This window comes from Gordonia polyisoprenivorans (assembly GCF_017654315.1).
GTDB lineage: Bacteria > Actinomycetota > Actinomycetes > Mycobacteriales > Mycobacteriaceae > Gordonia > Gordonia polyisoprenivorans_A.
The window spans coordinates 5,625,201-5,648,861 of sequence record NZ_CP072203.1; the positions used below are offsets into that span (position 1 = coordinate 5,625,201).

At 68.1% G+C, this 23,661-nt stretch carries 22 protein-coding genes and 1 tRNA gene; 13 read left to right on the forward strand and 10 right to left on the reverse strand.

Annotation, left to right across the window (positions count from 1 at the left end; genetic code table 11):
- Window positions 1–43: 43 nt before the first annotated feature.
- The 4 genes from J6U32_RS25240 to J6U32_RS25255 form a co-directional block, all read right to left on the reverse strand.
- Window positions 44–556: an SRPBCC family protein gene (locus J6U32_RS25240; RefSeq protein WP_208792659.1), complete on the reverse strand. Its 513-nt coding sequence runs from the start codon at window positions 554–556 to the stop codon at window positions 44–46.
- A complete protein-coding gene (locus J6U32_RS25245; protein WP_208792660.1) occupies window positions 553–1,263 on the reverse strand; it encodes a DUF899 domain-containing protein in 711 nt (236 codons plus the stop codon). Before J6U32_RS25245 ends, J6U32_RS25240 begins: the two co-directional genes overlap by 4 nt.
- A gap of 78 nt (window positions 1,264–1,341) precedes the next feature.
- Complete coding sequence (locus J6U32_RS25250; RefSeq protein WP_208792661.1) at window positions 1,342–2,544, reverse strand: winged helix DNA-binding domain-containing protein; 1,203 nt, start codon at window positions 2,542–2,544, stop codon at window positions 1,342–1,344.
- Between the two features lie 14 nt (window positions 2,545–2,558).
- Window positions 2,559–2,957 carry a RidA family protein gene (locus J6U32_RS25255; protein ID WP_208792662.1) on the reverse strand — a complete coding sequence of 133 codons (399 nt, stop codon included), beginning with the start codon at window positions 2,955–2,957 and terminating at the stop codon, window positions 2,559–2,561.
- A gap of 575 nt (window positions 2,958–3,532) precedes the next feature.
- Between J6U32_RS25255 and J6U32_RS25260 the strand changes: the two genes are divergently transcribed.
- The 6 genes from J6U32_RS25260 (at window position 3,533) to J6U32_RS25285 (ending at window position 11,153) form a co-directional block, all read left to right on the forward strand.
- Complete coding sequence (locus tag J6U32_RS25260) at window positions 3,533–5,113, forward strand: HNH endonuclease signature motif containing protein (protein WP_208792663.1); 1,581 nt, start codon at window positions 3,533–3,535, stop codon at window positions 5,111–5,113.
- Window positions 5,114–5,217: 104 nt separating this feature from the next.
- Window positions 5,218–5,310, forward strand: a tRNA-Sec gene (locus tag J6U32_RS25265).
- A gap of 54 nt (window positions 5,311–5,364) precedes the next feature.
- Window positions 5,365–6,702, forward strand: a complete 1,338-nt coding sequence (gene selA, locus J6U32_RS25270; RefSeq protein WP_208792664.1) for an L-seryl-tRNA(Sec) selenium transferase — start codon at window positions 5,365–5,367, stop codon at window positions 6,700–6,702.
- 9 nt (window positions 6,703–6,711) lie between these two features.
- Window positions 6,712–8,514, forward strand: a complete 1,803-nt coding sequence (gene selB, locus J6U32_RS25275; protein WP_208792665.1) for a selenocysteine-specific translation elongation factor — start codon at window positions 6,712–6,714, stop codon at window positions 8,512–8,514.
- A gap of 85 nt (window positions 8,515–8,599) precedes the next feature.
- Window positions 8,600–9,985, forward strand: coding sequence for a DNA repair protein RadA (gene radA, locus J6U32_RS25280; RefSeq protein ID WP_208792666.1), 1,386 nt, complete (start codon window positions 8,600–8,602; stop codon window positions 9,983–9,985).
- A 199-nt stretch (window positions 9,986–10,184) separates the two neighbouring features.
- Window positions 10,185–11,153 carry an alpha/beta hydrolase gene (locus tag J6U32_RS25285; protein ID WP_079928787.1) on the forward strand — a complete coding sequence of 323 codons (969 nt, stop codon included), beginning with the start codon at window positions 10,185–10,187 and terminating at the stop codon, window positions 11,151–11,153.
- A 12-nt stretch (window positions 11,154–11,165) separates the two neighbouring features.
- Here the strand turns inward: J6U32_RS25285 and J6U32_RS25290 are convergent, their stop codons facing one another.
- A complete protein-coding gene (locus J6U32_RS25290) occupies window positions 11,166–11,738 on the reverse strand; it encodes a PaaI family thioesterase (RefSeq protein WP_208792667.1) in 573 nt (190 codons plus the stop codon).
- Window positions 11,739–11,812: 74 nt separating this feature from the next.
- Here J6U32_RS25290 and disA point away from each other — a divergent pair, with 74 nt between their 5' ends.
- Window positions 11,813–12,928 (forward strand): DNA integrity scanning diadenylate cyclase DisA, encoded by a 1,116-nt coding sequence (gene disA, locus J6U32_RS25295; protein WP_208796330.1) that lies wholly within the window; start codon window positions 11,813–11,815, stop codon window positions 12,926–12,928.
- Window positions 12,929–12,944: 16 nt separating this feature from the next.
- On the opposite strand, the gene J6U32_RS25300 is transcribed toward disA, so the two are convergent.
- Together J6U32_RS25300 and J6U32_RS25305 are read right to left on the reverse strand one after the other, a co-directional pair.
- Window positions 12,945–14,060, reverse strand: a complete 1,116-nt coding sequence (locus tag J6U32_RS25300) for a CaiB/BaiF CoA transferase family protein (RefSeq protein ID WP_208792668.1) — start codon at window positions 14,058–14,060, stop codon at window positions 12,945–12,947.
- The gene (locus J6U32_RS25305; protein ID WP_432276976.1) at window positions 14,057–15,241 is read right to left on the reverse strand and encodes an acyl-CoA dehydrogenase family protein; all 1,185 of its coding nucleotides are present in this window, start codon (window positions 15,239–15,241) and stop codon (window positions 14,057–14,059) included. Before J6U32_RS25305 ends, J6U32_RS25300 begins: the two co-directional genes overlap by 4 nt.
- A 140-nt stretch (window positions 15,242–15,381) precedes the next feature.
- On the opposite strand from J6U32_RS25305, the gene J6U32_RS25310 reads away from it, so the two are divergent.
- Window positions 15,382–16,413, forward strand: a complete 1,032-nt coding sequence (locus tag J6U32_RS25310) for a LacI family DNA-binding transcriptional regulator (RefSeq protein ID WP_208792670.1) — start codon at window positions 15,382–15,384, stop codon at window positions 16,411–16,413.
- Here the strand turns inward: J6U32_RS25310 and J6U32_RS25315 are convergent.
- Together J6U32_RS25315 and J6U32_RS25320 are read right to left on the reverse strand one after the other, a co-directional pair.
- A complete protein-coding gene (locus J6U32_RS25315; protein WP_208792671.1) occupies window positions 16,410–17,174 on the reverse strand; it encodes a hypothetical protein in 765 nt (254 codons plus the stop codon). The genes J6U32_RS25310 and J6U32_RS25315 overlap by 4 nt on opposite strands.
- A gap of 132 nt (window positions 17,175–17,306) precedes the next feature.
- Window positions 17,307–17,981 carry a carbonic anhydrase gene (locus J6U32_RS25320; protein ID WP_006372013.1) on the reverse strand — a complete coding sequence of 225 codons (675 nt, stop codon included), beginning with the start codon at window positions 17,979–17,981 and terminating at the stop codon, window positions 17,307–17,309.
- On the opposite strand from J6U32_RS25320, the gene J6U32_RS25325 reads away from it, so the two are divergent.
- Window positions 17,980–18,876 carry an A/G-specific adenine glycosylase gene (locus J6U32_RS25325; RefSeq protein ID WP_208792672.1) on the forward strand — a complete coding sequence of 299 codons (897 nt, stop codon included), beginning with the start codon at window positions 17,980–17,982 and terminating at the stop codon, window positions 18,874–18,876. The genes J6U32_RS25320 and J6U32_RS25325 overlap by 2 nt on opposite strands.
- 120 nt (window positions 18,877–18,996) lie before the next feature.
- Window positions 18,997–20,058, forward strand: coding sequence for a hypothetical protein (locus tag J6U32_RS25330; protein WP_244332367.1), 1,062 nt, complete (start codon window positions 18,997–18,999; stop codon window positions 20,056–20,058).
- A 91-nt stretch (window positions 20,059–20,149) separates the two neighbouring features.
- On the opposite strand, the gene J6U32_RS25335 is transcribed toward J6U32_RS25330, so the two are convergent.
- On the reverse strand, window positions 20,150–20,947 hold the full coding sequence (locus J6U32_RS25335) for an alpha/beta fold hydrolase (protein ID WP_432277002.1): 798 nt from the start codon (window positions 20,945–20,947) through the stop codon (window positions 20,150–20,152).
- 90 nt (window positions 20,948–21,037) lie between these two features.
- On the opposite strand from J6U32_RS25335, the gene mhuD reads away from it, so the two are divergent.
- The 3 genes from mhuD to J6U32_RS25350 all read left to right on the forward strand — a co-directional run bounded on the left by mhuD (window position 21,038) and on the right by J6U32_RS25350 (window position 23,643).
- Entirely contained in the window at window positions 21,038–21,346 is a 309-nt protein-coding gene (mhuD, locus tag J6U32_RS25340; protein WP_208792673.1) for a mycobilin-forming heme oxygenase MhuD, read from the forward strand.
- 50 nt (window positions 21,347–21,396) lie between these two features.
- The gene (locus tag J6U32_RS25345; RefSeq protein WP_208792674.1) at window positions 21,397–22,023 is read left to right on the forward strand and encodes an LON peptidase substrate-binding domain-containing protein; all 627 of its coding nucleotides are present in this window, start codon (window positions 21,397–21,399) and stop codon (window positions 22,021–22,023) included.
- A 135-nt stretch (window positions 22,024–22,158) separates the two neighbouring features.
- A complete protein-coding gene (locus tag J6U32_RS25350) occupies window positions 22,159–23,643 on the forward strand; it encodes an aldehyde dehydrogenase (protein WP_208792675.1) in 1,485 nt (494 codons plus the stop codon).
- Window positions 23,644–23,661 lie beyond the last annotated feature (18 nt).

The window sequence follows — 23,661 nt, forward strand, 5'->3', positions numbered from 1 at the left end:
TGAGGCCTGACCAGCGGCGATGGGGCAGACTGCGGGCGATCGCTCAGGTCCGGGAGAGCGCGGCGTCGAGACTGGCCAGAGACTGCTCGAGAAAGCCGCGGCCGAAGGGCGGCATGCCGCCGACCTGCTCGCGGAAGGCCGACGGCGTGTTCGTCCAGTCATAGGTGAGCCGCACCAAGGTGCCGTCGTCGTCGGGTGAGAGCTCGTAACGCCACCACCAGCCGCCGGATTCGTGGTCGCCGGAGTCGTTGAGCTGCCCGGGCAGCCACGCGATGACCCGGTCGGGTTCGTATGCGGTGACCAGATTGTGGATCACGTAGTGCCCGCCGGCCTGTTCGAGAAACATGTTGACCGCGAAGATCTGTCCGGCCCGGGTGATCGGCGCGGTGTCGATGGCGTCGCGCACCCAGTCCGTCGGTTCGGTCTCCTGGTGTCGGACCGGGTCGCAGAGCAGGGCGAAGACCGCCTGCGGAGGGGCGTCGACGTGACGCGTGACGGTCATCGACTCGGTGTCGGGCTGGTCGGTGGTGTCGGGCTGGGCGCGATTGGCGCTCATCGCGTGCCTTCTCCATAGCGGTCGGCGATGTCGCTGCTGCTCGGCCAGCCGGAGTAGGTGGGGCGTTGCGGCCAGCCGTCGGGGGAGTCCTGCCACACCTCCTGTCGTCCCCACGGGAGCAGGTCGATCAGTGCGAAGGTGTGGGTCAACTGCTCGGTGCCCCGCCCGTTGGTGTGCCAGGTGCGGTAGACACGGTCACCGTCGCGCAGGAACACGTTGACCGCGAACCCATCTCCAGGTGCGGCGTCCATCTCGGCGCCGAAGTCGGTGCCCGCGGCGGAGAACCACTCCATCTGATTGCCGACTCGCCGCTTGTAGGCCAACGCCTCGTCGATCGGTCCGCTGGTGACGATCACGAAGCACGCGTCATAGTTCTCGAGGAATTCCAGTCGGGTGAATTGGGAGGTGAATCCGGTGCATCCGGAGCACTGGAATTCGGCGCCGTCGTTCCACATGTGGTGGTAGGTGATCAATTGGGACCTGCCGGCGAAGATCTCCGACAGTGATGTCGGGCCGTCGGCGCCGGCGAGAGTATGGTCGGCGACCTCGACCATCGGAAGTCGGCGACGTTGCGCGGCGATGGCGTCGAGCTCACGGGTCGCGACTTTCTCGCGGCGGCGCAGGTCGGCAAGCGCGGCCCGCCACGTCGCCTCATCGGTGATGGGCGGTAGACCTCGGTCGGCGGTGGGTTGGGTCGGTGCGGTCATCGGAGCCTCCTCGGAGTGGGTGTGCGCGATGTAGGTGTGCGGGGACCTGCAGAGACTGACCGGCGACTGCCCCCGAATTCATCGCGCCCGGAGTTCGCGCAGGTAGGGCGGTGGGTATCCGGGCCGGAAGGGCACCTCACCGAGCCACTCGGACAGGGCGTCGGCGCGGGCGGCGACGGCTCGACGAGCAGCCGCGGGCAACTTCTCGAAGAGGTGGACCTCTACCCGTGTGCCGGCCTCTCGATGCCAGCCGCCGACGATCCGCCCGTCCCACCACACCGTCTGACCGCCGTTGCCGTTGCGATCGAAGATGGCATCGACATGCGGGCCGAGGTAGAAGTCGCGCACCTTGTGACCCATGGTCGTCGGGTCCAGCTCGGGCAACAGGAGGGCTTCGGGCGGCAGCGGATCATCGTCGGGGCCGCCGGGCAGGTCGTCGGCGAGGACGTAGCCGACGGAGCCGTCGTCGAGATCGACCTCGACGACGTCGAGCGATGCCAGTGCTTGACGCACATCGCGTTTGGTCGAACCCAGCCACCAGACGAGGTCGGTCTCGGTACCCGGACCGAATCGTGCGAGCCATCGCCGGATGAGTGCAGAGTGTGCGGTGGCGGGATCGGGGACGTCGAGCGGTCTGCCGAGCCAGCGGTCCATCGCCGACCACGCCGGCCTCGACACGTGCCAGCCCCCGTTGTTGGGACCGCGCACGACTTCTCCTGCAGCACTGCACATGTTGAGAACTCGCGGAATCAGCGGACTCGGACCGCCGTATGACTTGCCCGGGCTGACGATGACCTGCCGATCGAATTCCGGCACGCGAGCACGTAGTTCCGCCGACGTCATCGTGGTGCCGTCGGCGAACGCGGCCAGCACCGCGGCACGCGCGTCATCGATCCACCCTTCGGGATCGGCGACGTCCTCGGCGCGGCGAAGGTCACGCAGCATGTTGGTTCGCTCGGAGGCCGCGACCCGCGCGCCGATCGCCCCGACCGCGTCGGGAAGGATGCCATCAGGAAACACGAAAAGCGTTCGGCGCATGGCCAGTTGCTTGATCAGCGTGCGGTCACCGTACAGAGCCGCATCCATGGTGTCGGTACTGAAACCGTCGATCCGCGCCCATGCCGAGAGATACACCGTCGACGGTGTCGTCGCATGCAGTCCGACGACGGCAGCCGCAGCCTCGACCACCGACGCAGCGTGATGCCCTTCCACAAGGCAGTGTCTGCGCAGCAACCGGTTTCGGCGTTGGGCATCGGTGATCCGGGGTCGCGCACCACTCATGGTCGCTCCCCCGCTCACGACTGCGGCGGCGCGGCCACCGCGTCGACCTCGACGACCTGCCCGTCGTACGGCAGGACCGACACACCCATCATCATCGTCGGCGGAACCGCGTCGAATTCGGCGCTCACGGCCTCCCACGCAACGTACAGATCCGCCTGAAGATGTTCTGCCACATAGACTGTCAACTTTGCCACGTCACCGAACGTCGCCCCCTGCTCGCCCAGTACCGCCGCCAGGTTCCCCAGGCACGCGCGCACCTGCGCGACCACATCACCGGGCGCGATCACCGCGCCGTTCTCATCCAGCGGGCTGATCCCGGCCGTGAAGAGCAACGGTCCCGGCGACACCGTCGAACTATACGGAAATCCACCGTCGTGCAGGGTCGTAGAACCATTGAGGCGCACTCTCGACATGCGCCGATCCTACCGTCGCGGAATCCAGCGTCCCGCACGTTCGCCACACCCACGCCACCCACCCGATGGTCGAGCGCTTGCATCACCCGACGTTCGCTCCGTCCCCCGATGGTCGAGCGCTTCCACCGCCGATGCTCGCCCCTTCCCCCGATGGTCGAGGTGCGAGCCGCGTGCGGCGAGCCTCGAGACCGCCTGCGCCGGTGCTGGTTCGGCTCGCGGGTGGTGCGGACACCGTCGGCGAGAGGCGTCTCGAGGCTCGTCGCTATCGCTCCTCGGCACCTCGACCATCGGATGCAAGAGTCCGGAGTAGAACGACGGCGCATTCCCTGACCGACGTTCGGCCCTTCCCCGATGCTCGACCGTTCCTTCCCGGTGGTCGAGGTGCGAGCCGCGTGCGGCGAGCCTCGAGACCCTGGTGAGATGACAAGTATCGCAACCACATCGGCGCCCAATCGACGCGCTCGAAAATAGTTGTCCACAGATTTCTCCGGTCTGGCGTTCGTCGGGCAGGTTTTGTCGGTACCCCTTCGTACACTTGTTCTCATCAAGTCCGATCGCGGGAGGGGAGGTACCTGGTGTCGACGACGTTGACGTTCACCGATCCGGATGCCGACGCTGCCGCGATCACAGCCATGACACGGGATGAGCTCACCGAGACCGGCCCGGACCTGCTCCGCCAGTCCCGCAAATACGAGGCCCGGACAGTCCTGGCCGCTGCCGCGTTGGCGGAGCGGGTGTTTCGTGAGCATCTGGCGGGGCGGCCTGAGACCGGTGTGTGGGGGTCGGTGGTCGAACATGCCGAGAGACTCGGCCGGGCCGAGGTGTCGTTGCAGTTCAAGGTCTCCCGCAGCAAAGCCGGGAGTTGGATAGCGCTGGCGGACCTGTTGGAGAAGTTCCCCCTGATCCGCGCCGCCTACCTGAACGGGGAACTCTCCACCAACCGGGCTTCGATCATGGCGCGCGCCGCCCAACGCGGCAAGGACATCGACACCGACGGTGTCAGCACCGACAGCACCGACTGCGGTGACAACGAGGAGATGTCGTTCGAGGAGATCGTCCTGGACTACGGGTCCCGGGCCACCACCGACCCGGTGCTGTCCCAACAGCTTGACGCTGCACTGATTTCGATGAACCCCGACAGCGCGATCGAGGACCGCGACACCATCACCGACCTGGCGGGAAACGTCACCATCACCCCCGACGTTGCCGGGCACTCCGCTCTGGATGCGGTCGTTCCCGCGCATTACGGGGTGTTCCTCACCACCCAGATCAACGCCCTCATCGACGAACGGACCTGCCGCAAAGACCCGCGCCGCGTGGGATCGCTTCGCGTGATCGCACTCGGGGAGATCACCGGCGTCCCCGGAGCGCACCTCGACTGCCAATGCGGTCTGGAGACCTGCGCGAAAGGCGGTGCTGCCCGGAACGGGTCGGCGGAAACACCCGCCGACGCTGCCGATGCGGCAGCGTGGGATGACCTGCTACCCGAACCTATCGACGCCGACGCTCCCGACGTCGAGTTGGTGGAGCCGGTCGCCGAACCCGACGTCCCCGACCCGATGAACCCACCGACGCCGGATGAGGTGCCGGTGGCGTTCGGACGGGCCCTGGTCGTGCCGAGTGCGCCCGTGTTGACGGTGGTCACTGATCCCGACGGTGTGCTCGTACCCCGGTTGCAGGGATACGGGCCCATCGACCCCGACTACGCCACCACCCTCGCCGAGATAGCGAAAACCATCCACTACCCCGAATCCGTGCGTACGACTGGACCACTCATCCCGCAGATCGCCGACCGACCCCAAGCACCACCGGCAGATCCGACCGGACACGGCGGTCACACCGTGCCACCCCCTGGGGCATTGACCTATGCACCCAGCGCGAAGTTGCGCGCTGAGGTGCTGGCCAACGACGCCTGGTGCCGGTTTCCGTACTGCGCGATGCCGTCACACCGGTGCGACCTTGATCATTGGCGACCGTTCAACCACGCCGACCCCGAGGCCGGAGGCTGGACGGTGCTCGGTGACCTCATCCCACTGTGTCGAGCCGATCACCAACGCAAACACCTCGCAGAGTGGGTACCGACGCTCTACACCGACCGGCGGGTGGAGTGGCGGAACCGGCACACAGGGCAGATCATCGTCACCTACCCGCGGTGACTCCCGGTTCGCCCCGCCCTTCCCGCCCTACCCTTCCCGCCCAGCGTGCATGGTGATCTAGGTTGGTTACACCGGCATCCGAATCGGCGGCTGCCGGACGGCACGGAGGCGTATGGGTTCCTGGTGGGCCCCCCGGTCTTCAAAACCGGTGAGATCGAGTATCTCGGTCTGGCGGGTTCGATTCCCGTCCGCCTCCGCCGTGCCGACCGAACGACCGCGCCGACCGAACGACCGGACTCGAGGAGGTGTCCATGGGATCGCCCGATCCTCGTCGACACATCCCGCGTACCGACCATCTACTCGCCGACCCGGACATTGCGCAGGATCGAACTCGTCTGGGCGACAAGGTTGTTCGCGAGGCCATTCGTGAAGCACAGGACGCTGCACGCCGCGGCGAGATCGCACCCACGGATGTTGCCGGTTCACTCATCGAGTCCCTGCGCCGACGTCGCCCGTCGAGCGCACGGCCTGTCCTCAACGCCACCGGCGTCATCGTGCACACCAACCTCGGGCGCGCGCCGCTATCGGCCGCGGCCCGGGAGGCGGTGGCGGCATCCGCCGGGTACGTCGACGTCGAACTCGATCTGGCCACCGGCGCCAGATCACGACGCGGCACCGCCACCCGCGAGGCCCTGCTGCGCGCCTGCCCGGCGGCCGGCGACGCCCTCGTCGTCAACAACGGGGCCGCCGCACTGGTCCTGACAACCACCGCGCTCGCGATCGGACGTGAGGTGGTGATGAGCCGCGGCGAGATGATCGAGATCGGCGCGGGATTCCGGCTCACCGACCTGATGGCGTCCACCGGCGCGCGCCTACGCGAGATCGGCACCACCAATCGCACCCACGCGCACGACTACCTCGACGCCATCGGCCCCGACACCGGCTGCGTGCTCAAGGTGCATCCGAGCAACTTCCGGGTCGAGGGATTCACCAGCGAGGTGAGCCTGCCGAATCTGCACGAGATCTGCGCCGAGCGCGGCGTCCCGCTGGTCGCCGACCTCGGCTCCGGACTCCTGCACCCCGATCCCCTGCTACCCGACGAACCCGACGCGACCTCGGCGCTACGGGCCGGCGCCGATCTCGTGATAGCCAGCGGCGACAAACTTCTCGGTGGCCCGCAGGCCGGCATCATGCTCGGTGACGCCGACCTCATCACCCGACTCTCCAGACATCCCCTGGCGCGGGCGGTCCGAACCGACAAGCTCACCCTCGCCGCCCTCGAGGCCACCCTCGACGGGCCGACCCCGCCCGTCACCACCGCACTGCACGCCGATCCCGACGACCTCCGCCGCCGCGCCGAACACCTTGCGGCGCAACTCGACGCACCCGTCGTAGCCCACGACGGTCGGGTTGGCGGGGGTGGCGCCCCCGGTGTCGCGCTACCAGGTTGGGCGATCCGGCTACCCGAACACCTCGCATTCCACCTGCGGACCGGCGACCCGGCGGTGCTGCCCCGTGTGCACGACGGTGCCTGTCTGATCGACTTGCGGTGTATTCCCGAGGCCGACGACGACGCCATCCTCACCGCCGTCCGCTCGGCCGTGCATGCCACCACCACCCGCGCGGCCGATACCGACGGAAACATCTAGGCCACACAGGTGTTCGTCGTCGCCACCGCCGGTCACGTCGACCACGGCAAGAGCACACTGGTCCGGACGCTCACCGGGATCGAACCCGACCGATGGGCCGAGGAACGCCGCCGAGGTCTGACCATCGACCTCGGATTCGCCTGGACCACAATGTCTTCCGGTCGTAACGTCGCATTCGTCGACGTCCCCGGCCACGAGCGTTTCCTGGGTAACATGCTCGCCGGCCTCGGTCCCGCGCCGGTCGTGCTGTTCGTCGTGGCCGCCGACGCGGGCTGGCAGGCGCAATCCGACGACCATCGCGATGCGATCGCCGCACTCGGCATCACCCGAGGTCTGGTCGTGCTCACCAGGTCGGATCTCGCTGCGCCCGAACGGATCACACAAAGCCTGGCCGAGACGCGCGCCGGACTCGCCGACACCGGACTCGCCGACGCGCCCGCGGTGATCGTCTCGGCCGTGCGGGGCACCGGGCTGACCGAACTGCGCGCCGCACTCGACGAGATTCTCGCCATGTCACCAGCAGCACCGACCGATACCCCGATCCGGTTGTGGATCGACCGGTCGTTCACCGTCTCCGGCGCAGGCACCGTGGTCACCGGAACGCTCTCTGCGGGGACCGTGACGGTCGGCGACACCCTCGATCTCCTGACAGCGCACCGCATCCGACGCGTCACCGTTCGCACCGTCCACAGCGAGGAACAGCCCCTGCCCCGCATCGGGCCGGTCAGTCGGGTCGCACTGAATCTCCGCGGCATCGATTCCGAGGAGATCACCCGCGGCGACGTCCTCCTCTCCCCCGACACCTGGCGGCGCACCGACGTCGTCGACGTCCGACGCGTCAGCGGTGACGAGTTCACTGATGCACCAACACATCTCACCGCCCACATCGGCAGCGCCGCATTGCCGGTACGGTTGCGCCCGCTCGGCACCGACCACGGGCGTCTCACCCTCGACCGGCCACTCCCGTTGATCGTCGGTGACCGGATCGTGTTGCGCGACCCGGGAACCCGCATCGTCGGCGGCGGACAGGTCGTCGACGCCGAGCCGCCACCGCTGAGCCGCCGCGGTGACGCCGCCCGGCGCGCCGCGAGCCTCGCGGCCCGACGACCGACCGATGACCTGCGTTCCGAGGTCACCCGACGCGGCTCGGTCACCGTCGCCCACCTGCGCCGACTCGGCCTGCTCGATCCGGTCGCGGAACCGGGCACACCACCCGAGGGTGTGCTCGTCGTCGGTGACCGCTGGATCGATGCCGACGACCTCGCCGCCCGCGCACGCCGACTGCGCGAAGCGGTGCAGGCGCTGCACCGCGAGGACCCGCTGGCTGCGGGGGTCTCCCGCGCCGCGGCGCCGGATCTGCTCGGCCTGCCCGACGACGCCGCACTCCTCGACGCGGTGATCTCCGCGGCGGGCGTCGAGACGACACACGGCTATCTGGCGATGCCCGACCGGAGCACCGATCTCGGCCCCGCCGAGCCGGCGATCACGGCCGTCGAACGACGCCTCGCCGACGATCCGTTCGCCGCACCCGAGGCCGACGACCTCGCCGCGCTCGCCCTCGGCGACCGCGAACTCGCCGCCGCGGAACGTACGGGCCGCCTGCTGCGCCTCGGATCGGGTGTGGTGCTCGCGCCGACCGCACCCGCCCTGGCCATGCGCAGCCTGGCACGACTGCCGCAGCCGTTCACCACCAGCGAGGCCCGTCAGGCGCTGCACACCACGCGCCGCGTGGTGATACCGCTGCTCGAACACCTCGACGCGCGCGGCTGGACCCGTCGTCTCGACGCCGGCCACCGTGAGGTGATCCGGTGACCTCCGACATGTCCGCAACCACCGCGAGGCGCGCCGATTCTGTCGGACCCCGGTTCTGTCGGACCCCGCCCGTAGGCTGACCTCCGTGGCAAAACCGAAGTCGAGCTTCCGCTGCAGCGAGTGCGGTCATCAGGTCCCCAAATGGGTGGGACGCTGCGCCGAATGCAACGCCTGGGGCACCTTCGACGAGGTCACCACCATCAGTGCACCCGGCGGGGCCACCACGACGGTCACCCCGACCAGCCCGGCCGTACCCATCACCGCCGTCGATGCCGCCACATCAACGGCGATCCCCACCGGAATCGACGAGTTCGACCGCGTCCTCGGGCGCGGGGTGGTGCCCGGCTCGGTGATCCTGCTCGCCGGTGAGCCGGGTGTCGGCAAGTCCACGCTGCTGCTCGAAACCGTCAAGCACTGGGCGGCCAGTGGCCGTCGAGCGCTCTACATCACCGGCGAAGAATCCGCCGGACAGGTGCGCATGCGCGCCGAACGGACCGACGCGGTGCACGAGAACATCTACCTCGCCGCCGAATCCGACCTCGCCACCATCCTCGGCCACGTCGACGACGTTGCCCCGTCCCTGGTCATCGTCGACTCGGTACAGACCGTGGTGGCCACCGGCACCGACGGCGTGACCGGCGGTGTCACCCAGATCCGCGCGGTCACCACGGCCCTGGTGTCGCTGGCCAAGAATCGCGGTGTCGCGATCATCCTGGTCGGCCACGTCACCAAGGACGGCGCCGTCGCGGGCCCGCGGTCGCTCGAGCACCTCGTCGACGTGGTCCTGTCGTTCGAGGGGGACCGGCACTCGTCGCTGCGGATGGTGCGCGGCATCAAGAACCGCTTCGGCGCCTCCGACGAGGTCGGATGCTTCGAACAACGTGACGACGGCATTCATCAGGTCAGCGATCCCTCGGGAATCTTTGTCCACCAACACGATTCCGATGTCAACGGGTCGGCGACCCTGGTCACCATGGACGGCAAGCGGGCGCTCGCGGGCGAGATCCAGGCACTGACCACGACGACGAACATGGCCACCCCGCGCCGCGCGGTCTCCGGGCTCGACTCACCTCGCGTCGCGATGATCCTCGCGGTCCTGCAGAGCACACTCGAGGTGCCCGTCCACGAACGTGAGGTGTACGCGGCGACCGTCGGCGGCATGCGCGTGACCGAACCCGCCGCCGACCTCGCCATCGCGCTGGCGGTGTTCTCGTCGATGACCAAGCGACCAATCCCCCGGACCACCGCCGTCATCGGCGAGGTCGGGCTGGCCGGCGAGGTACGACGCGTCTCCGCGGTGGCGCGCCGCGTCGGGGAGGCCAAAAGACTGGGATTCAAGCATGTACTGAACCCCACCGCCACCACCGAGAAGATCCCCGGCGGCATCAAGGTCACCCGCGTCGCCACACTCGCCGAGGCGTCGGCGGCGGCATTCACGGCGACACTGCGCGTCGTCGACGCACCTTTTTGACAAATGCACCGAAATGCACATTGAGAATTGTCTGAGAATTGACACCGAAAATGCCTGATCACCGGGTTACGTGCGGCAGTTTGGGCGTTTTGCCGGGTATGGACGAGTAACAAGATAATAACAGTGCAGGTAGCGTGTCGAATCGTCACACCCTGTGATTTCGTGTCGCTCCATCCCTCTTCGTCGAAGTGAGTTGTGAATGTCCTCGAGGCGAATCGCGTCGGTTCTGCTGACCGCCCTGCTCACCGCCTGCGCCCTGCTCGCGGGCACGTCCACCGCGTCGGCATGGGGGCCGCCCGCCTCGCAGGTCCGCGGTTTCATCAACGCGACGATCAACAACTACGGCATGGATCATCCGGTGTGGGTGCGGGCGTGGCCGTCCCAGACCACCGCGCCGTCGAAGGCGCCGACCATCATCTTCCTCGACGGCCTGCGCGCCACCAATGACTACAACGGGTGGGAACGCGAAACCAACGTCGCCTACCTGTCGCAGCGTGGCTACAACGTGGTCATGCCGATCGGTGGCCAGTCCTCGTTCTACGCCGACTGGAATGCCCCGAGCCCCACGGCCGGCCAGGTGCATCCGTACCGCTGGGAGACGGTACTCAAGAACAGCCTGCCGCAGTTCCTCGACGCCCACGGCTTCCACAACCGCACCCTCGTCGGGCTGTCGATGTCGGCGAGCCAGGCCGTGATGATCGGTAACGAGCGGCGCGACCTGTACTCGCGGGTGGTCTCGATGTCGGGGTTCATGAACATCGTCGCCACCGGAATGCAGACGATGATGCGTGGCGCCGCCTGGGATGCCGGGCACTACGACCTCAACGACATGTGGGGCTGGTTCCCGAATCTGCAGGCATTCCAGCACTCCCCGACCGAGAACCTGCCGTCGATGAACGGCCTGCACCTATGGATGTATGCGGGCACGGGCGTGTGGGGCGACCACCAGCCCCCGGGCGCCAACAACACCGACTTCTTCATCACCGGCCTCAACTCGACGGCGATCGAATCGGTTGCCGGCGAGCAGAGCCGCACCTTCGCCCTCGCCGCCCCGGCGTTCGGCGTCAAGCTGCGCACCGACTTCCCGCTGACCGGCACCCACGCCTGGGGCTACTGGCAGCAGGCGATCTGGAACATCTACAACGCGGGCTGGTTCAAGAACGGCTGAGCGGGCGCCCCGTCACGGCCTCGAGAGCCGCTGCTTGTACTCCTCGGACATCTGGCTGCGCTCGACGTGGTCGGCGAAGTGCTCACGCGCGTTGATCGACACGAAAATCGAATGACCAACGGCGACCTGCCTTTCCGGATCACCGATGTGACCGAGCGCCTCGACGTAGATCTTGCGTCGTTGACGGCCGAGCAACCGGGCGCTCATCTGCAGCCGCGAGCCGACCGGAACCGGCGCGAGGAAGTCCACCTCGAGGTGCACGGTCACCGCCGACGGCCCGACGAGAAGCGGAGCGGTACCCATCACCTCGTCGAACGCGGTCGAGAGCACACCGCCGTGGATGACGCCGGGACCGCCTTCCATCCACGGTTCGACGTCCATCTCGGTCTCGACGGTGAAACCCTCCCCCGCCCGGACCACCAGATGCAGCCCGCGGGGCGCATCCTCGCCACATCCCAAGCACATCGGGTTGTGCATGCGGATGGGCTCACCCGGTCCGGCGGCCTTCGGATGACGCGTCACGGCCTCGAGGTCGGCGGGGACGACGAATCCACCGGGGCGATCGGAACGAGAGGGGGTGCTCACGTCCCGTTACCCTAGTCATGCCGATTCCCGCACGTGTCAGGTGATCGGACGCGATGACGCACGAAGGGACAACGATGGTCGAGGGAGCCAGAACCGACCAGTACGGGCGCACCGACGCCGGGCGCTCGGAACTGATCAAGGAAACACTGGCCCGCGTGGCGCCAGGCACCGGGCTGCGCGACGGTCTCGAACGCATCCTGCGCGGTGGCACCGGGGCGTTGATCGTGCTCGGCCACGACTCCGACGTCGAGAAGATCTGCGACGGCGGCTTCCAGCTCGACGTCGAATTCGCGCCGACGAGACTGCGGGAGCTCGCCAAGATGGACGGCGCCGTGGTGCTCTCCACCGACGGCAAACGCATCGTCCGGGCAAACGTGCAGCTGGTGCCGGATCCGTCGATTCCCACCGAGGAGTCCGGAACCCGCCACCGCGCCGCCGAACGCACCGCCATCCAGACCGGGTATCCGGTGATCTCGGTGAGCGCGTCGATGTCGATCGTCAGCGTCTACGCCGAAGGGGTGCGACGCGTCGTCGAGAGCCCCGACCCGATCCTCTCCCGCGCCAACGTGGCGCTGTCGACACTCGAGCGCTACAAGGCTCGCCTCGATGAGGTGATCTCGGCACTCGGCCGCGCCGAGATCGAGGACTACGTCCTGCTGCGTGACGCGATGTCGACGGCACAGCGGATGGAGATGGTCCGCCGGGTGGGTGTCGAGATCGAGGAGTACGTCCTGGAACTGGGCACCAACGGACGACAGGTGAGCCTGCAGCTCGAGGAGTTGATCTCCGAGAACGACACCGTCCGCGAATTACTGGTCCGCGACTACTACGCCAGCCCCGAGCCGGCGACCCCCGAGGAGGTGCACCACACCCTCGAGACGGTCGAGGCGCTCTCCGACGCCGACCTCCTCGATCTCACACTGCTGGCCGGCGCCTTCGGCTACCCGACCACCATCGAGGCCCAGGACACCGCGATGAGCCCGCGCGGCTACCGCATGCTGGCCCGGATCTCACGACTGCAGTTCGCCCACGTCGACCGGCTGGTCCGCAGCTTCGGCACCCTGCAGGCGTTGCTGGCCTCCTCGGCCGCCGACCTGCAGGCCGTCGAGGGCATCGGCAGCATCTGGGCTCGCCACATCCGCGAGGGGCTGTCGCGGCTGGCCGAGTCGAGCATCGAGCGCTACGACTAGCCACGCCGGTCCTCGCCTACCGGTCGTCCTCGCCCAACCGCGGCGGCGCCGTTCGGTAGGTCGGTGGCGTCGCGCTCATCCGAATGGGGTTGGCGATCTGGGTGATCGGGCCGTCGCGCCGGGGATCATCGATCTCGACGACCGGCGCGAGCCCGAGTCGCTCGGCGAGTGCGATCGCATCGGCGACGTCGTTGAGCGGTCCGCATGGCACGCCGCGCGCGGTGAGCACGGTGAACCAGGCGTCGGCGGTGTCGTGTGACAGCGCCTCGTTGAGCAGCCCGACCAGGTCATCGCGGTGTGCCACCCGGGCCTTGTTGGTCGAAAAGCGTTCGTCGGCAGCAAGATCGGGCTGCCCCAGCACATCGGCGAGCGCGGCGAACTGCCGGTCGTTGCCGACGGCGAGCACCAGTGGCCGATCGGCCGTCGAGAACACCTCGTACGGCGTGATGCTCGGGTGCCGATTTCCCATGGCGTGTGGCACCACACCCGCGGCCACATACGCCGACGACTGGTTGACCAGGGCCGACAACAACGACGAGAGCAGGTTCACCTCGATGCGCTGGCCCTGGCCGGTCGCGTCCCGATGACGAAGCGCGGCAAGGATACCCACCGCGGCGTGCAGGCCGGTGATGACGTCGACCATCGCGACGCCGACCTTGGTCGGGGTGTCGGCATCGGGGCCGGTGATGCTCATCAGGCCGCCGACCGCCTGGATCAACAGGTCGTAGCCCGGTAGCTGATTGTTGCCGCCGAAGCCGGTGACCGAGCAGTACACGATGTCCGGATTACGTTGTGCGACAGCGTCGTATCCGAGACCTAACCGGTCCAGCGTGCCGGGCAGGAAGTTCTCGACGACGACGTCGGCCCGATCGGTCAGCTCGCGGGCGGCGGCGAGGCCGGCGGGATCGGCGAGGTCGAGGGCCACCGACTCCTTGTTGCGGTTGACCGACAGGAAGTACGACGAGTCCTCACCGACCCACGGCGGACCCCAACTGCGCGTGTCGTCGCCGGTGCCGGGTCGCTCGACCTTGATGACCTCGGCGCCGAGGTCGGCGAGCAGCATCGTGGCGTACGGACCGGCCAGCACCCGACCGAAGTCGGCGATGACCAGCCCGTCCAGGGCGCCCGTCACCGGAACGCGTCCTCCCCGGTCAGTGCTTTGCCGATGGTCAGTTGATGCACCTCCGAGGTGCCCTCGTAGGTGAGTACCGATTCGAGGTTGTTGGCGTGCCGGATCACCGGGTATTCCAGGGTGATCCCGTTGGCGCCCAGAATGGTTCGGCACTCACGAGCGATCGCGATCGCCTCACGCACATTGTTGAGCTTGCCGGTGCTGACCTGTTCCGGGCGCAGTTCGCCACGGTCCTTGAGCCGGCCGAGGTGATAGGCGAGCAGATGCCCCTTGCCGACCTCGAGCGCCATGTCGGCGATCTTGGTCTGCGTGATCTGGTATGCCGCAAGCGGTTTGTCGAACACGGCGCGTGACTGCGCGTACTCGACGGCCGTTTCCAGACAGTCGCGGGCGGCACCGATCGCACCGAAGATGATGCCGAAGCGCGCCTCACCCAGGCTCGTGAGCGGCCCACGGAGTCCGGCGGCCTCCGGCAGCATCGCCGACGCCGGCAGCCGCACGTCGTCGAGCACCAACTCGGAGGTGACCGAGGCCCGCAGCGACATCTTCTTCGTGATCTCCGGTGCCGAGAACCCCGGGATGTCGGTCGGGACGACGAATCCCCGGATGCCGCGCGCAGATTCCTCGAGATCGGTCTGCGCCCACACCACCGCGACATCGGCGATCGACCCGTTGGTGATCCACATCTTGGTGCCGTTCAGTACCCAGTCATCGCCGTCACGTTTGGCGTTGGTGCGCATCCCCGCGGGATTCGACCCGAAGTCCGGCTCGGTCAGCCCGAAGCATCCGATGGCCTCGCCGGCGGCCATGCGCGGCAACCACTCCTGCTTCTGCTCCTCGCTGCCCCAGTGGTGGATCGAGAACATCGCCAGCGATCCCTGAACCGACACCAGGCTGCGGATACCCGAGTCGACGGCCTCGAGTTCGAGGCAGGCCAGGCCGTAGGCTGTCGCACTCGTCCCCGGGCAGCCGTATCCCTCCAGGTGCATGCCGAGGGCACCGAGCGCTCCGAGTTCCTTTGCCAGCTCGCGGGCCGGTAGCGCACCCTTCTCGAACCAGTCGCCGATATGCGGCCGCAGCCGCTCCTGACCGAACTTGCGGACGGTGTCGCGGATGGCGATCTCGTCGGCGTCGAGCAGCGAGTCGAGGGCGAACAGTTGCGTGAGGTCCTGAGCGGGCATGGGCATCCTCCTGGCGGGTGCGAGAACCGTGTGCAATCGTTTGTGAGAACGTTTGCACGATCGTTTGCATCACGTAGGCTATGGCGCATCGCCGCATCCGTCAACAAGCGCGCCGACCCGAGGAAGGACCACCACCGCCGATGCCAGGACAGTCGTCAGACAGCCGGCCGACGCGTGGCCACCGGGCGCCGACGCTCAAGGAGATCGCCGAGCACGCCGGAGTCCACGTGTCGACGGCGTCGCGGGTATTGCGGCAGCCCGAGCCGGTCGACGGCTGGTCGCCCTCGGCCCAGCGGGTGCGGCGCGCCGCCGAGGAACTCGGCTACCGGCGCAACGTCTGGGCGGCCAGCCTGCGCACCCGCAAGACCACGACTCTCGGGGTCGTGATGACCCGTCTGACCGACGGCGTCGTCGCCACCACCTATCAGGGCATCGACGAAGCCGCCACGCGCGCAGGCTATTCGGTGCTGTTGGCGAGCCCACCTGATGACGCCGCCGCCCAGCGCGACGCCATCGAGTTGCTCGTCGGCCGCCGGGTCGATGGCCTACTCCTGGGCGGATTACACGCTCCGGCAGCCGAATTCATCGAGTCGCTGACCGTGAACGTCCCGATGCTGACGGTCACCCGGCATGCCGACGCCGGACTACCCTTCGTCGGCGGGGACGACCGCGAGGGCGGCCGGCTCGCGGCACGACATCTCATCGATCGCGGGTACACCGACCTCGCCGTCATCGGCGGACCTGCACACGCCACCACCGCTACCGACCGGCTCGCCGGATTCCTCGACGGTCTCGGTGAGGCGGGAATCGAGTTGCCACCCAACAGGATCGTGACGTCGGCTTTCGACGTCGACGGCGGTATCGAAGCCGGTCGCCAACTGCTCGACGGTCCGCACCGGCCACGCGCGATCTTCGCCGTCTCCGACACCATCGCCATCGGCGTGCTCGGTGTGGCCCGCGACCTCGGCCTACAGATCCCGGACGACCTCGCGCTCGTCGGCTACAACGACATCCCCATCGCCGCCCAACTCCCGGTGCCGCTGACGACCGTTGCGTCCCCGGCGCGCCGGATCGGTGCGACGGCGGCTCGTGGCCTGCTCGATCTCATCGAGGGGCGCGAGGTCGAATCGGTGCTCCTACCCGTCGAATTGATGGTGCGCGGGACCGGTTAGGGCTGGGCCGGCGCCACGAAGTTGAACGTGATCGGCGCCGACTCCTTCTCGCCGAGCTTTCCGATTGCCTGATAGGAGCCGGCGGGCACCGGGGTGCGCGGCTTGTCGCAGCCCGGGTTGCTGGTGGTGCCGGACCACGTGATGGTGTCCTTGACCTGCTGTTGCGGCTGCAACACCTGATTGTTGGCGGTGTTGATCTGCGAGCAGTCACTCGCGGTCCACAGCGTGCGGGTGCCGTCGAGGGTGCGCACAATCACGTTCTGGGCGGCCTTGCCGACGTCGCGCGCACATGCGGACAGTCCCGCGTTGGTCACCACGATGGTGAACACCGGCTGGCTCCCGGTGGTGTAGGTCGGCTTGTCGGTGTAGAGCACGACGGCGATCGAGTTGTCCGGGCACAGTGGCATGTTCGCGTCTGCTGCCGCGGGATTTCCGCCCGGCGCCGGCACGGCCGCCGAGCCCGACGGAGGCGCGCTCGGGTTGGCACTGCTGTCGGCGGGCGCACCGCCACCACCACCGCCGGTGCCGCCACCGGACGGCGCCTGCGACGGATCGACCGAGGCATTGGTCGTCGCGGTCGACGGTGTCGTCGATGAGGGGGTCGCCTTGGATGCGGTATTCGACGTGTCGTCACCGCCACCCGATTGCGCCCACACGACCAACCCGACCACCAGGGCGAGCACAGCCACCAGCACTCCACCGGCGACGATGCGGCGTCGCCAATAGATTTCGGGTGGGAGTGGCCCTTGCGGTTCGATCACGCCCCAACGCTAACGGCCACGCCGACCGCCCTCGGCGAGGTCGGTCGGCGTGTCGCATGAAACTTGCGGGGCCGGTGAGGTAACGGGGCCGGTGGGGTAACGGGCATCACGCGCGCACCGCGGCCACGGAACCTAGGCCGATTCGGCGTCGGGGAGTTCGGTGTGCTGCACCGGCAGGACGGCCTGACCACTCACGCCGATGTCGCCGTACACACCGCGCAGCTGAACAGCGCCCTCGCTGAGGGCGTAGGTCAGCCCGACGATGGCCAGCTTTCCCGCGGCGACACGGTCGGCGATGATCCGGCTGCGCTGCATCAGCAGCTGACCGGTCTCCACGACGTGCCGGGCCTCGAACTCATCGACGCGCGTCAGGCCCTCGCTGCGACCGGCCAGGATGCTGGGCGTCACGCGTTCGACGACGTCGCGGATGTAGCCGCCCGGGATCTGCAGGTCGTCGAGCGCGTCGAGGGTCGCCTTGACCGCACCGCAACTGTCGTGACCGAGGATCACGATCAGCGGGACCTCGAGCACCTCCGCCGCGTACTCGAGCGAGCCGAGGACCGCGGAGTCGAGGACGTGACCGGCGGTGCGGACGACGAACATGTCGCCGAGGCCCTGGTCGAAGATGATCTCGGCGGCCAGACGTGAATCCGCGCATCCGAACAGCACGACGTGCGGGTTCTGCCCGGCGGCGAGGCGGTGACGGTCCTCGATACCCTGGCTGGGATGTTGCGATTCTCCGGCGACGAAGCGCCGGTTGCCCTCCAGGAGTACCTGCCATGCACGTTTCGGGGTGAGTCCGATCATGGGAACCAGTCTGCCACCTACCACCGTTCTCGCATGGTTCGATCGCCATGAACGCGATCTGCCCTGGCGTGCGCCCGGGCTTCCGGCCTGGCAGATCCTCATCAGCGAGATCATGTTGCAGCAAACCCCGGTGTCCCGGGTGATCGGCCCGTGGACCGAATGGGTGCAGCGCTGGCCCGCACCGTCGGCGATGGCGGCGTCGAGTCCGGCCGACGTGCTGCGCGCCTGGGGCAAGCTCGGCTATCCCCGGCGTGCGTTGCGCTTGCACGAATGCGCCAAGGTGCTGGCCACCGACCACGATGACCGCGTCCCCGAGGACGTCGCCACCATGTTGGGCCTGCCGGGCATCGGCGACTACACGGCACGCGCGGTCGCCTGCTTCGCCTACGGGCAGGCGGTCCCCGTCGTCGACACCAATGTGCGGCGGGTCATCGCGCGGGCGGTGCACGGCCGCGCCGAGCCCGGCAATCCGTCGCGCTCGGACCTCGCCGACGCGGAGGCACTGCTCCCGCGGACCCCGCGTGGATCGTTCGCCCGCACCGCGCCCCGTTACTCGGCGGCGCTGATGGAGTTGGGCGCGCTGGTGTGCACCGCACGCAACCCGCGCTGCGACGACTGCCCCATCACCGGTTGTGCCTGGGTGAAGCTGGGCCGGCCCGCCCATGTCGGCCCGCGTCGTCGGGTGCAGAAGTTCGCCGGTACCGACCGCCAGGTACGCGGACTACTCCTGGACGTGTTGCGCGACAACGATTTTCCGGTCGATCGGACACGCCTGGACGCGGTGTGGATCACCGATACGTCCCAGCGCGACCGCGCGCTGGACTCCTTGCTCACCGACGGACTCGTCGAGCTCACCGCCGACGGTCGGTACTGCTTGGCGGGCGAGGGATCGTGAGGGCCGACTACGCCTCCGGCAGACATCTGCGCCGAGCGGATGACCAGACCTCTACAGACCGGATGACACCGTCCGCGCAACTTCACCTGATTGCGGCTTTCACCTGCTAACTTGTCCCCCATGACAGAGCCACCCAACGAGGGTCCTGACTTCAGCAAGCCGCAGCAGCCCGGATACGGTCCGCCGAATCCGCAGGGCCCGGGAACCCCCGATCCCTACGGCTCCACCCAGTACGGGCAGACACCACCCCCGCAGCAGCCGCCGGGCTACGGCCAGCAGCCCCCGTCGTATGGACAGCAGCCTCCCGGATACGGTCAGCAGCCCCCGTCGTACGGACAGCAGCCGGGCTATGGCGCACCCGAATCCGGTGCTCCGGCAGGCGGATACGGCGCGGTGCCGCCCGGCGCCACGCCCCCGCCGTACGGCGCACCCGGGGCCGGAGTACCCGGGGCACCGACAGGCGCTCCGCAGCAGGTCAACATCGGCGAGGCGCTGAGCTGGGCGTGGGCCCAGTTCAAGGCCAACCCCGGACCGATGATCGTGCCGGGACTGATCATGTTCCTCATCGGCGGTGTCATGGTGGGCGTGTACTTCGCGATCATCGCGCTGTCCACGTCGACGACCACCGAGACCTTCGACAACGGATACGGCGGCACCTACAGCTACAACGTGCAGACCAGCAACCTCGGAGCCGGTGGCCTGCTCCTCGGAATCGTGCTGTACGTGGTCGTCTTCGTCGCCATCATGTATCTGTCGGCATCGATGATCACCGGCGCAATCCGCGTGGCCGACGGTCAGCCGGTTTCCGTGGCGACCTTCCTGAAGCCGGATCGCTTCGGCCCGGTCGTCGGCACCGCCATCGTCGTCGGCCTGATCACCGCGGTCGGCCTGGTGCTCTGCATCATTCCCGGTCTGATCGCGATCTTCCTGCTGCAGTTCTCGATCTTCTTCGTCATCGACAAGAAGCTCGGCCTCGGCGCCGCGATGAGCGCATCGACAAACCTGTCGCGCTCATCGGTGTCGAACTCGCTGCTGACGCTCGTGGTCGCCTACGTGCTCTCCTACATCGGCACCATCCTCTGCTACATCGGCCTCATCGTGACGTGGCCGCTCGGGCAGCTGTTCTACGCGCACTGCTACCGCCGACTGACCGGCGGTTACGTCGCTCCGGCGCCGGTGTAGGCGAAAAGCCTGCTGCGCGTCGCCCTTTCAATAACGCCGACGCCCGTCGTCACCTCACGGTGGCGGCGGGCGTCGGCGTTTGCGCAGGCCCCTACCGCAGCCGCGAGGACAACCCCGAGAGAAACGCCTCGACGGCCCCGCGATAAAAGTCGGGTGCGTCGTCGTGGATCAGATGCCCGGCTCCGGTGGCGAGGAGATAGGTCGCGAAGTCGTTGCCCGACGCCATCTTTCGCATCTGACCGGGTGGGGTGACGCCAGCCTGCGCCTCGATCACCAGGCTCGGTACGCCGACTTTCCACCATTGCGCCCAGAAGTCCCGCCGACCCCACTCGTCGGCGATCGCAGTCCAGGTCTTCACGTCGCCGTGCAGCCGCCCGTCGTCGAAGGCCTCGTAGAAGTAGCGGCCGGCGACCGGACCGAACAACGCGATCGCCTCGGCGGGCGAGGCGAACCGCTCCGGCCAGGACGAGACCCACGGGGTCCAGTTCTCGGTGGTGCGGCCGCGGAAATCCGGGGCCATGTCCTCCACCACGAGCGCCGACACCAACTCCGGGTAGCGGGCCGCCACGCACCACGAGTGCAGCGCGCCCATCGAATGACCAACCAGCACAGCGGGACCCAGGTCGATCCAGGTGAGTATCTCGGCGAGGTCGGCGACGAACCGCTCGGTCGACACCTGACCCGGATCGGTGAGAACGGCATCGGGGGTACCGGTGTGGAACGCCGCGTCGAAGGTGAAAACCCGACCGTAGCGTCGTAGCCACGGCACCTGCCGACGCCACGTGCGGCCCCGGCCCATCAGGCCGTGCACGAGCACGATCGGACCCACTCCCTGAGCCGGGTCGTCGGCGCCGAGTCCTCCGTAGTCGAGCAGCCCCCGGTCGAGCATCTCCCCGTCGGCCACACCTCGCGTCACAACCGACGAGATTACCCGGCTCGCCCCGCGATTCGGACTCGCCGCGGGGTCTAGGCTTGTGCCATGGCTGTTGTGAAGATCAATGCAATCCATGTCCCCGAGGGCGCAGGCCCCGAGCTCGAGAAGCGCTTCGCCCACCGGGCCCATTCCGTCGACGGCTCGAAGGGCTTCCTCGGGTTCCAGTTGCTGCGCCCGGTCAAGGGTGACGACCGGTACTTCGTGGTGACCCAGTGGGAATCCGAGGAGGACTTCCAGGCGTGGGCCGCCGGCCCGGCTCGCGAGGCACACGCCGGGGAGCGCGCCAAGCCCGTCGCTTCCGGAGCCGACCTCCTCGAGTTCGAGGTGGTCCTCGACGCCAAGCCGAGCTCCTGACGTCCACCGGACCCGAACACTTCGCCGGCGCGCAACCGCGACCGGCGCCGATGTTCCCGCTCGGGGCGGCATTGCTCCCGGGAGAAAGTCTGCCGCTGCGCATCTTCGAGCCGCGCTACCGGCAGATGTTGCACGACTGCCTCTCCGGTGACGACTCGACCGACGACCCACCGGTGTCCGGGTTCGGTGTCGTGCTGATCGCACGCGGCCGTGAGGTCGGTGGTGGCGACGTCCGGCATGACGTCGGAACCTTCGCCGACATCGAGACCGCCGTGACCGAACCCGACGGTCAGACCCTGATCTCGTGTACCGGGACGTGGCGGTTCCGGGTCGTCGACTGGCTCCCCGACGACCCGTATCCGCGCGCGCTCATCCGCCCGCTGTCCGAACCGTCGCTCGACGACGCGTCGGTGCAGCGACTCACCGGTATCGGCGCGCGCGTGCGTGCGCTGGTCGAGGAGTCGTTCGCCGCGCGCGGGGTTCCCCTCGACGACGAAGTCCCGCTCTTCGACGCCGCCGACCTGGCCACCGTCGGGCTCTTCGGCTGGGCGGCCCGGCTCCCCATCGGGCCGGCCGACCGCCAGGAACTGCTCGAGGCCGCCGATTATCCCGCCCGGTGCCACGTGTTCGACGAGGCCGTGGCAACCATGGAAGCCCGGATCCACTTCGGCGCCTGAGCGGGTTCGGCGAGATCGTCGACGGCAATCAGAACGTGGACAATTAGAACGTGTTCTAGTATCGGTGGTGAAGGCATTCACACGCGCGCCTCGCCATGTCCGGCGATGTGCCCGCAGGACCGAGGAGCATCTGTCATGACCGAGACCGTCGAGGCCGGCACCCGCGTCGGGGGCGACCAGACCAGCCTGTACCTGGGAGGTACCTGGGTCGCACCGCATTCCACCGAAACTCTCGAGGTCTTCTCCCCCGCCACCGGAGAACGTGTGGGATCGGTACCGCTGGCCGACGAGACCGACGTGGACACCGCCGTACGCGCGGCGCGCGCCGCATTCGACTCGGGTGTGTGGTCGTCACGACCGGCCGCCGAACGCGCCGAGGTCCTCGAGCGCGTCGCCGACCTGATCGATGCCCGCTTCGACGAGATCGGCGCCGTGGTCTCCGCCGAGATGGGCGCACCGCCGAGCGCCATCGACATGCTGCAGAAACTACCCGGAACCGGTGTGCTGCGGGCCTACGCCGATGCCGCCCGCAACTACCCGTGGCAGGAGTACCGCACCGGACTGTTCGGCACCACCGTGGTCACCCGTGAACCCGTCGGGGTGGTCGGAGCGATCACCGCGTGGAACGTCCCACTGTTCCTGGTGTGCAACAAGTTCGGGGCAGCGCTGGCCGCCGGATGCTCAGTGGTGCTCAAACCGGCACCGGAAACCCCGATGACGGCCAACCTGCTCGCGGAGATCTTCACCGAGGCCGGCGTACCCGAGGGCGTCATCTCGGTGGTGCCCGGCGCGACCGCCACCGGCGAAGCCCTGGTGAACCACCCCGACGTCGACAAGATCACCTTCACCGGCTCGACCGCGGCGGGCAAGGCGATCGGTGCGGCCTGCGCGCAGAGCCTCAAGCGCTGCTCCCTCGAACTCGGCGGCAAATCCGCGGCCATCGTCCTCGACGACGTCGACCTCGCCAACCTCGGCATGCTGGTGTTCCTGGGTCTGTTCAACACCGGGCAGGCATGCGTCGCGCAGACTCGGGTCCTGGTGCCGCGCAGCCGCCGCGACGAGATCGTCTCGGTGATGGTCGAGGCGGCCAAGGCGATGAAGGTCGGCCTGCCCTCGGATCCGGAGGTGCAGCTCGGCCCGGTGATCAGCGAGCGCCAACTGCAACGCATCGAAGGATACATCGAGGCCGGCAAGAAGGCCGGAGCCACACCGGTATTGGAGAGCACGCGCCCCGCCGATCTGGATGGCGGCCACTTCATCACCCCGACCATCTTCACCGACGTCACCAACGACATGACGATCGCCCAGGAGGAGATCTTCGGCCCGGTGCTCTCGGTGATCGACTACGACGACGTCGACGAGGCCATCGCGATCGCCAACGACTCCGACTACGGATTGGCCGGGTCGGTGTGGACCTCCGACGTCGAACGCGGCATCGAGATCTCCGGCAGGATCCGCACCGGAACCTTCGGCATCAACTTCTACGCCATCGATCCCGGATCACCGTTCGGCGGCTACAAGAACTCCGGTATCGGTCGCGAATGCGGACCGGAGGGACTCGAATCCTTCGTCGAGCACAAGTCGACCATGCTGCCGATGGGGTACGAACCCGCGCAGTAGCCGGTGACGCCCGGGTTG

Bases quoted from the DNA above. Each gene is read 5' to 3' on its own strand.
- J6U32_RS25240 (WP_208792659.1), bottom strand. From the start codon at position 556: ATGAGCGCCAATCGCGCCCAGCCCGACACCACCGACCAGCCCGACACC.
- J6U32_RS25245 (WP_208792660.1), bottom strand. From the start codon at position 1,263: ATGACCGCACCGACCCAACCCACCGCCGACCGAGGTCTACCGCCCATC.
- J6U32_RS25250 (WP_208792661.1), bottom strand. From the start codon at position 2,544: ATGAGTGGTGCGCGACCCCGGATCACCGATGCCCAACGCCGAAACCGG.
- J6U32_RS25255 (WP_208792662.1), bottom strand. From the start codon at position 2,957: ATGTCGAGAGTGCGCCTCAATGGTTCTACGACCCTGCACGACGGTGGA.
- selA (WP_208792664.1), top strand. From the start codon at position 5,365: ATGGGATCGCCCGATCCTCGTCGACACATCCCGCGTACCGACCATCTA.
- J6U32_RS25285 (WP_079928787.1), top strand. From the start codon at position 10,185: ATGTCCTCGAGGCGAATCGCGTCGGTTCTGCTGACCGCCCTGCTCACC.
- disA (WP_208796330.1), top strand. From the start codon at position 11,813: ATGGTCGAGGGAGCCAGAACCGACCAGTACGGGCGCACCGACGCCGGG.
- J6U32_RS25305 (WP_432276976.1), bottom strand. From the start codon at position 15,241: ATGCCCGCTCAGGACCTCACGCAACTGTTCGCCCTCGACTCGCTGCTC.
- J6U32_RS25310 (WP_208792670.1), top strand. From the start codon at position 15,382: ATGCCAGGACAGTCGTCAGACAGCCGGCCGACGCGTGGCCACCGGGCG.
- J6U32_RS25325 (WP_208792672.1), top strand. From the start codon at position 17,980: ATGGGAACCAGTCTGCCACCTACCACCGTTCTCGCATGGTTCGATCGC.
- J6U32_RS25320 (WP_006372013.1), bottom strand. From the start codon at position 17,981: ATGATCGGACTCACCCCGAAACGTGCATGGCAGGTACTCCTGGAGGGC.
- J6U32_RS25330 (WP_244332367.1), top strand. From the start codon at position 18,997: ATGACAGAGCCACCCAACGAGGGTCCTGACTTCAGCAAGCCGCAGCAG.
- J6U32_RS25335 (WP_432277002.1), bottom strand. From the start codon at position 20,947: ATGCTCGACCGGGGGCTGCTCGACTACGGAGGACTCGGCGCCGACGAC.
- mhuD (WP_208792673.1), top strand. From the start codon at position 21,038: ATGGCTGTTGTGAAGATCAATGCAATCCATGTCCCCGAGGGCGCAGGC.
- J6U32_RS25345 (WP_208792674.1), top strand. From the start codon at position 21,397: ATGTTCCCGCTCGGGGCGGCATTGCTCCCGGGAGAAAGTCTGCCGCTG.
- J6U32_RS25350 (WP_208792675.1), top strand. From the start codon at position 22,159: ATGACCGAGACCGTCGAGGCCGGCACCCGCGTCGGGGGCGACCAGACC.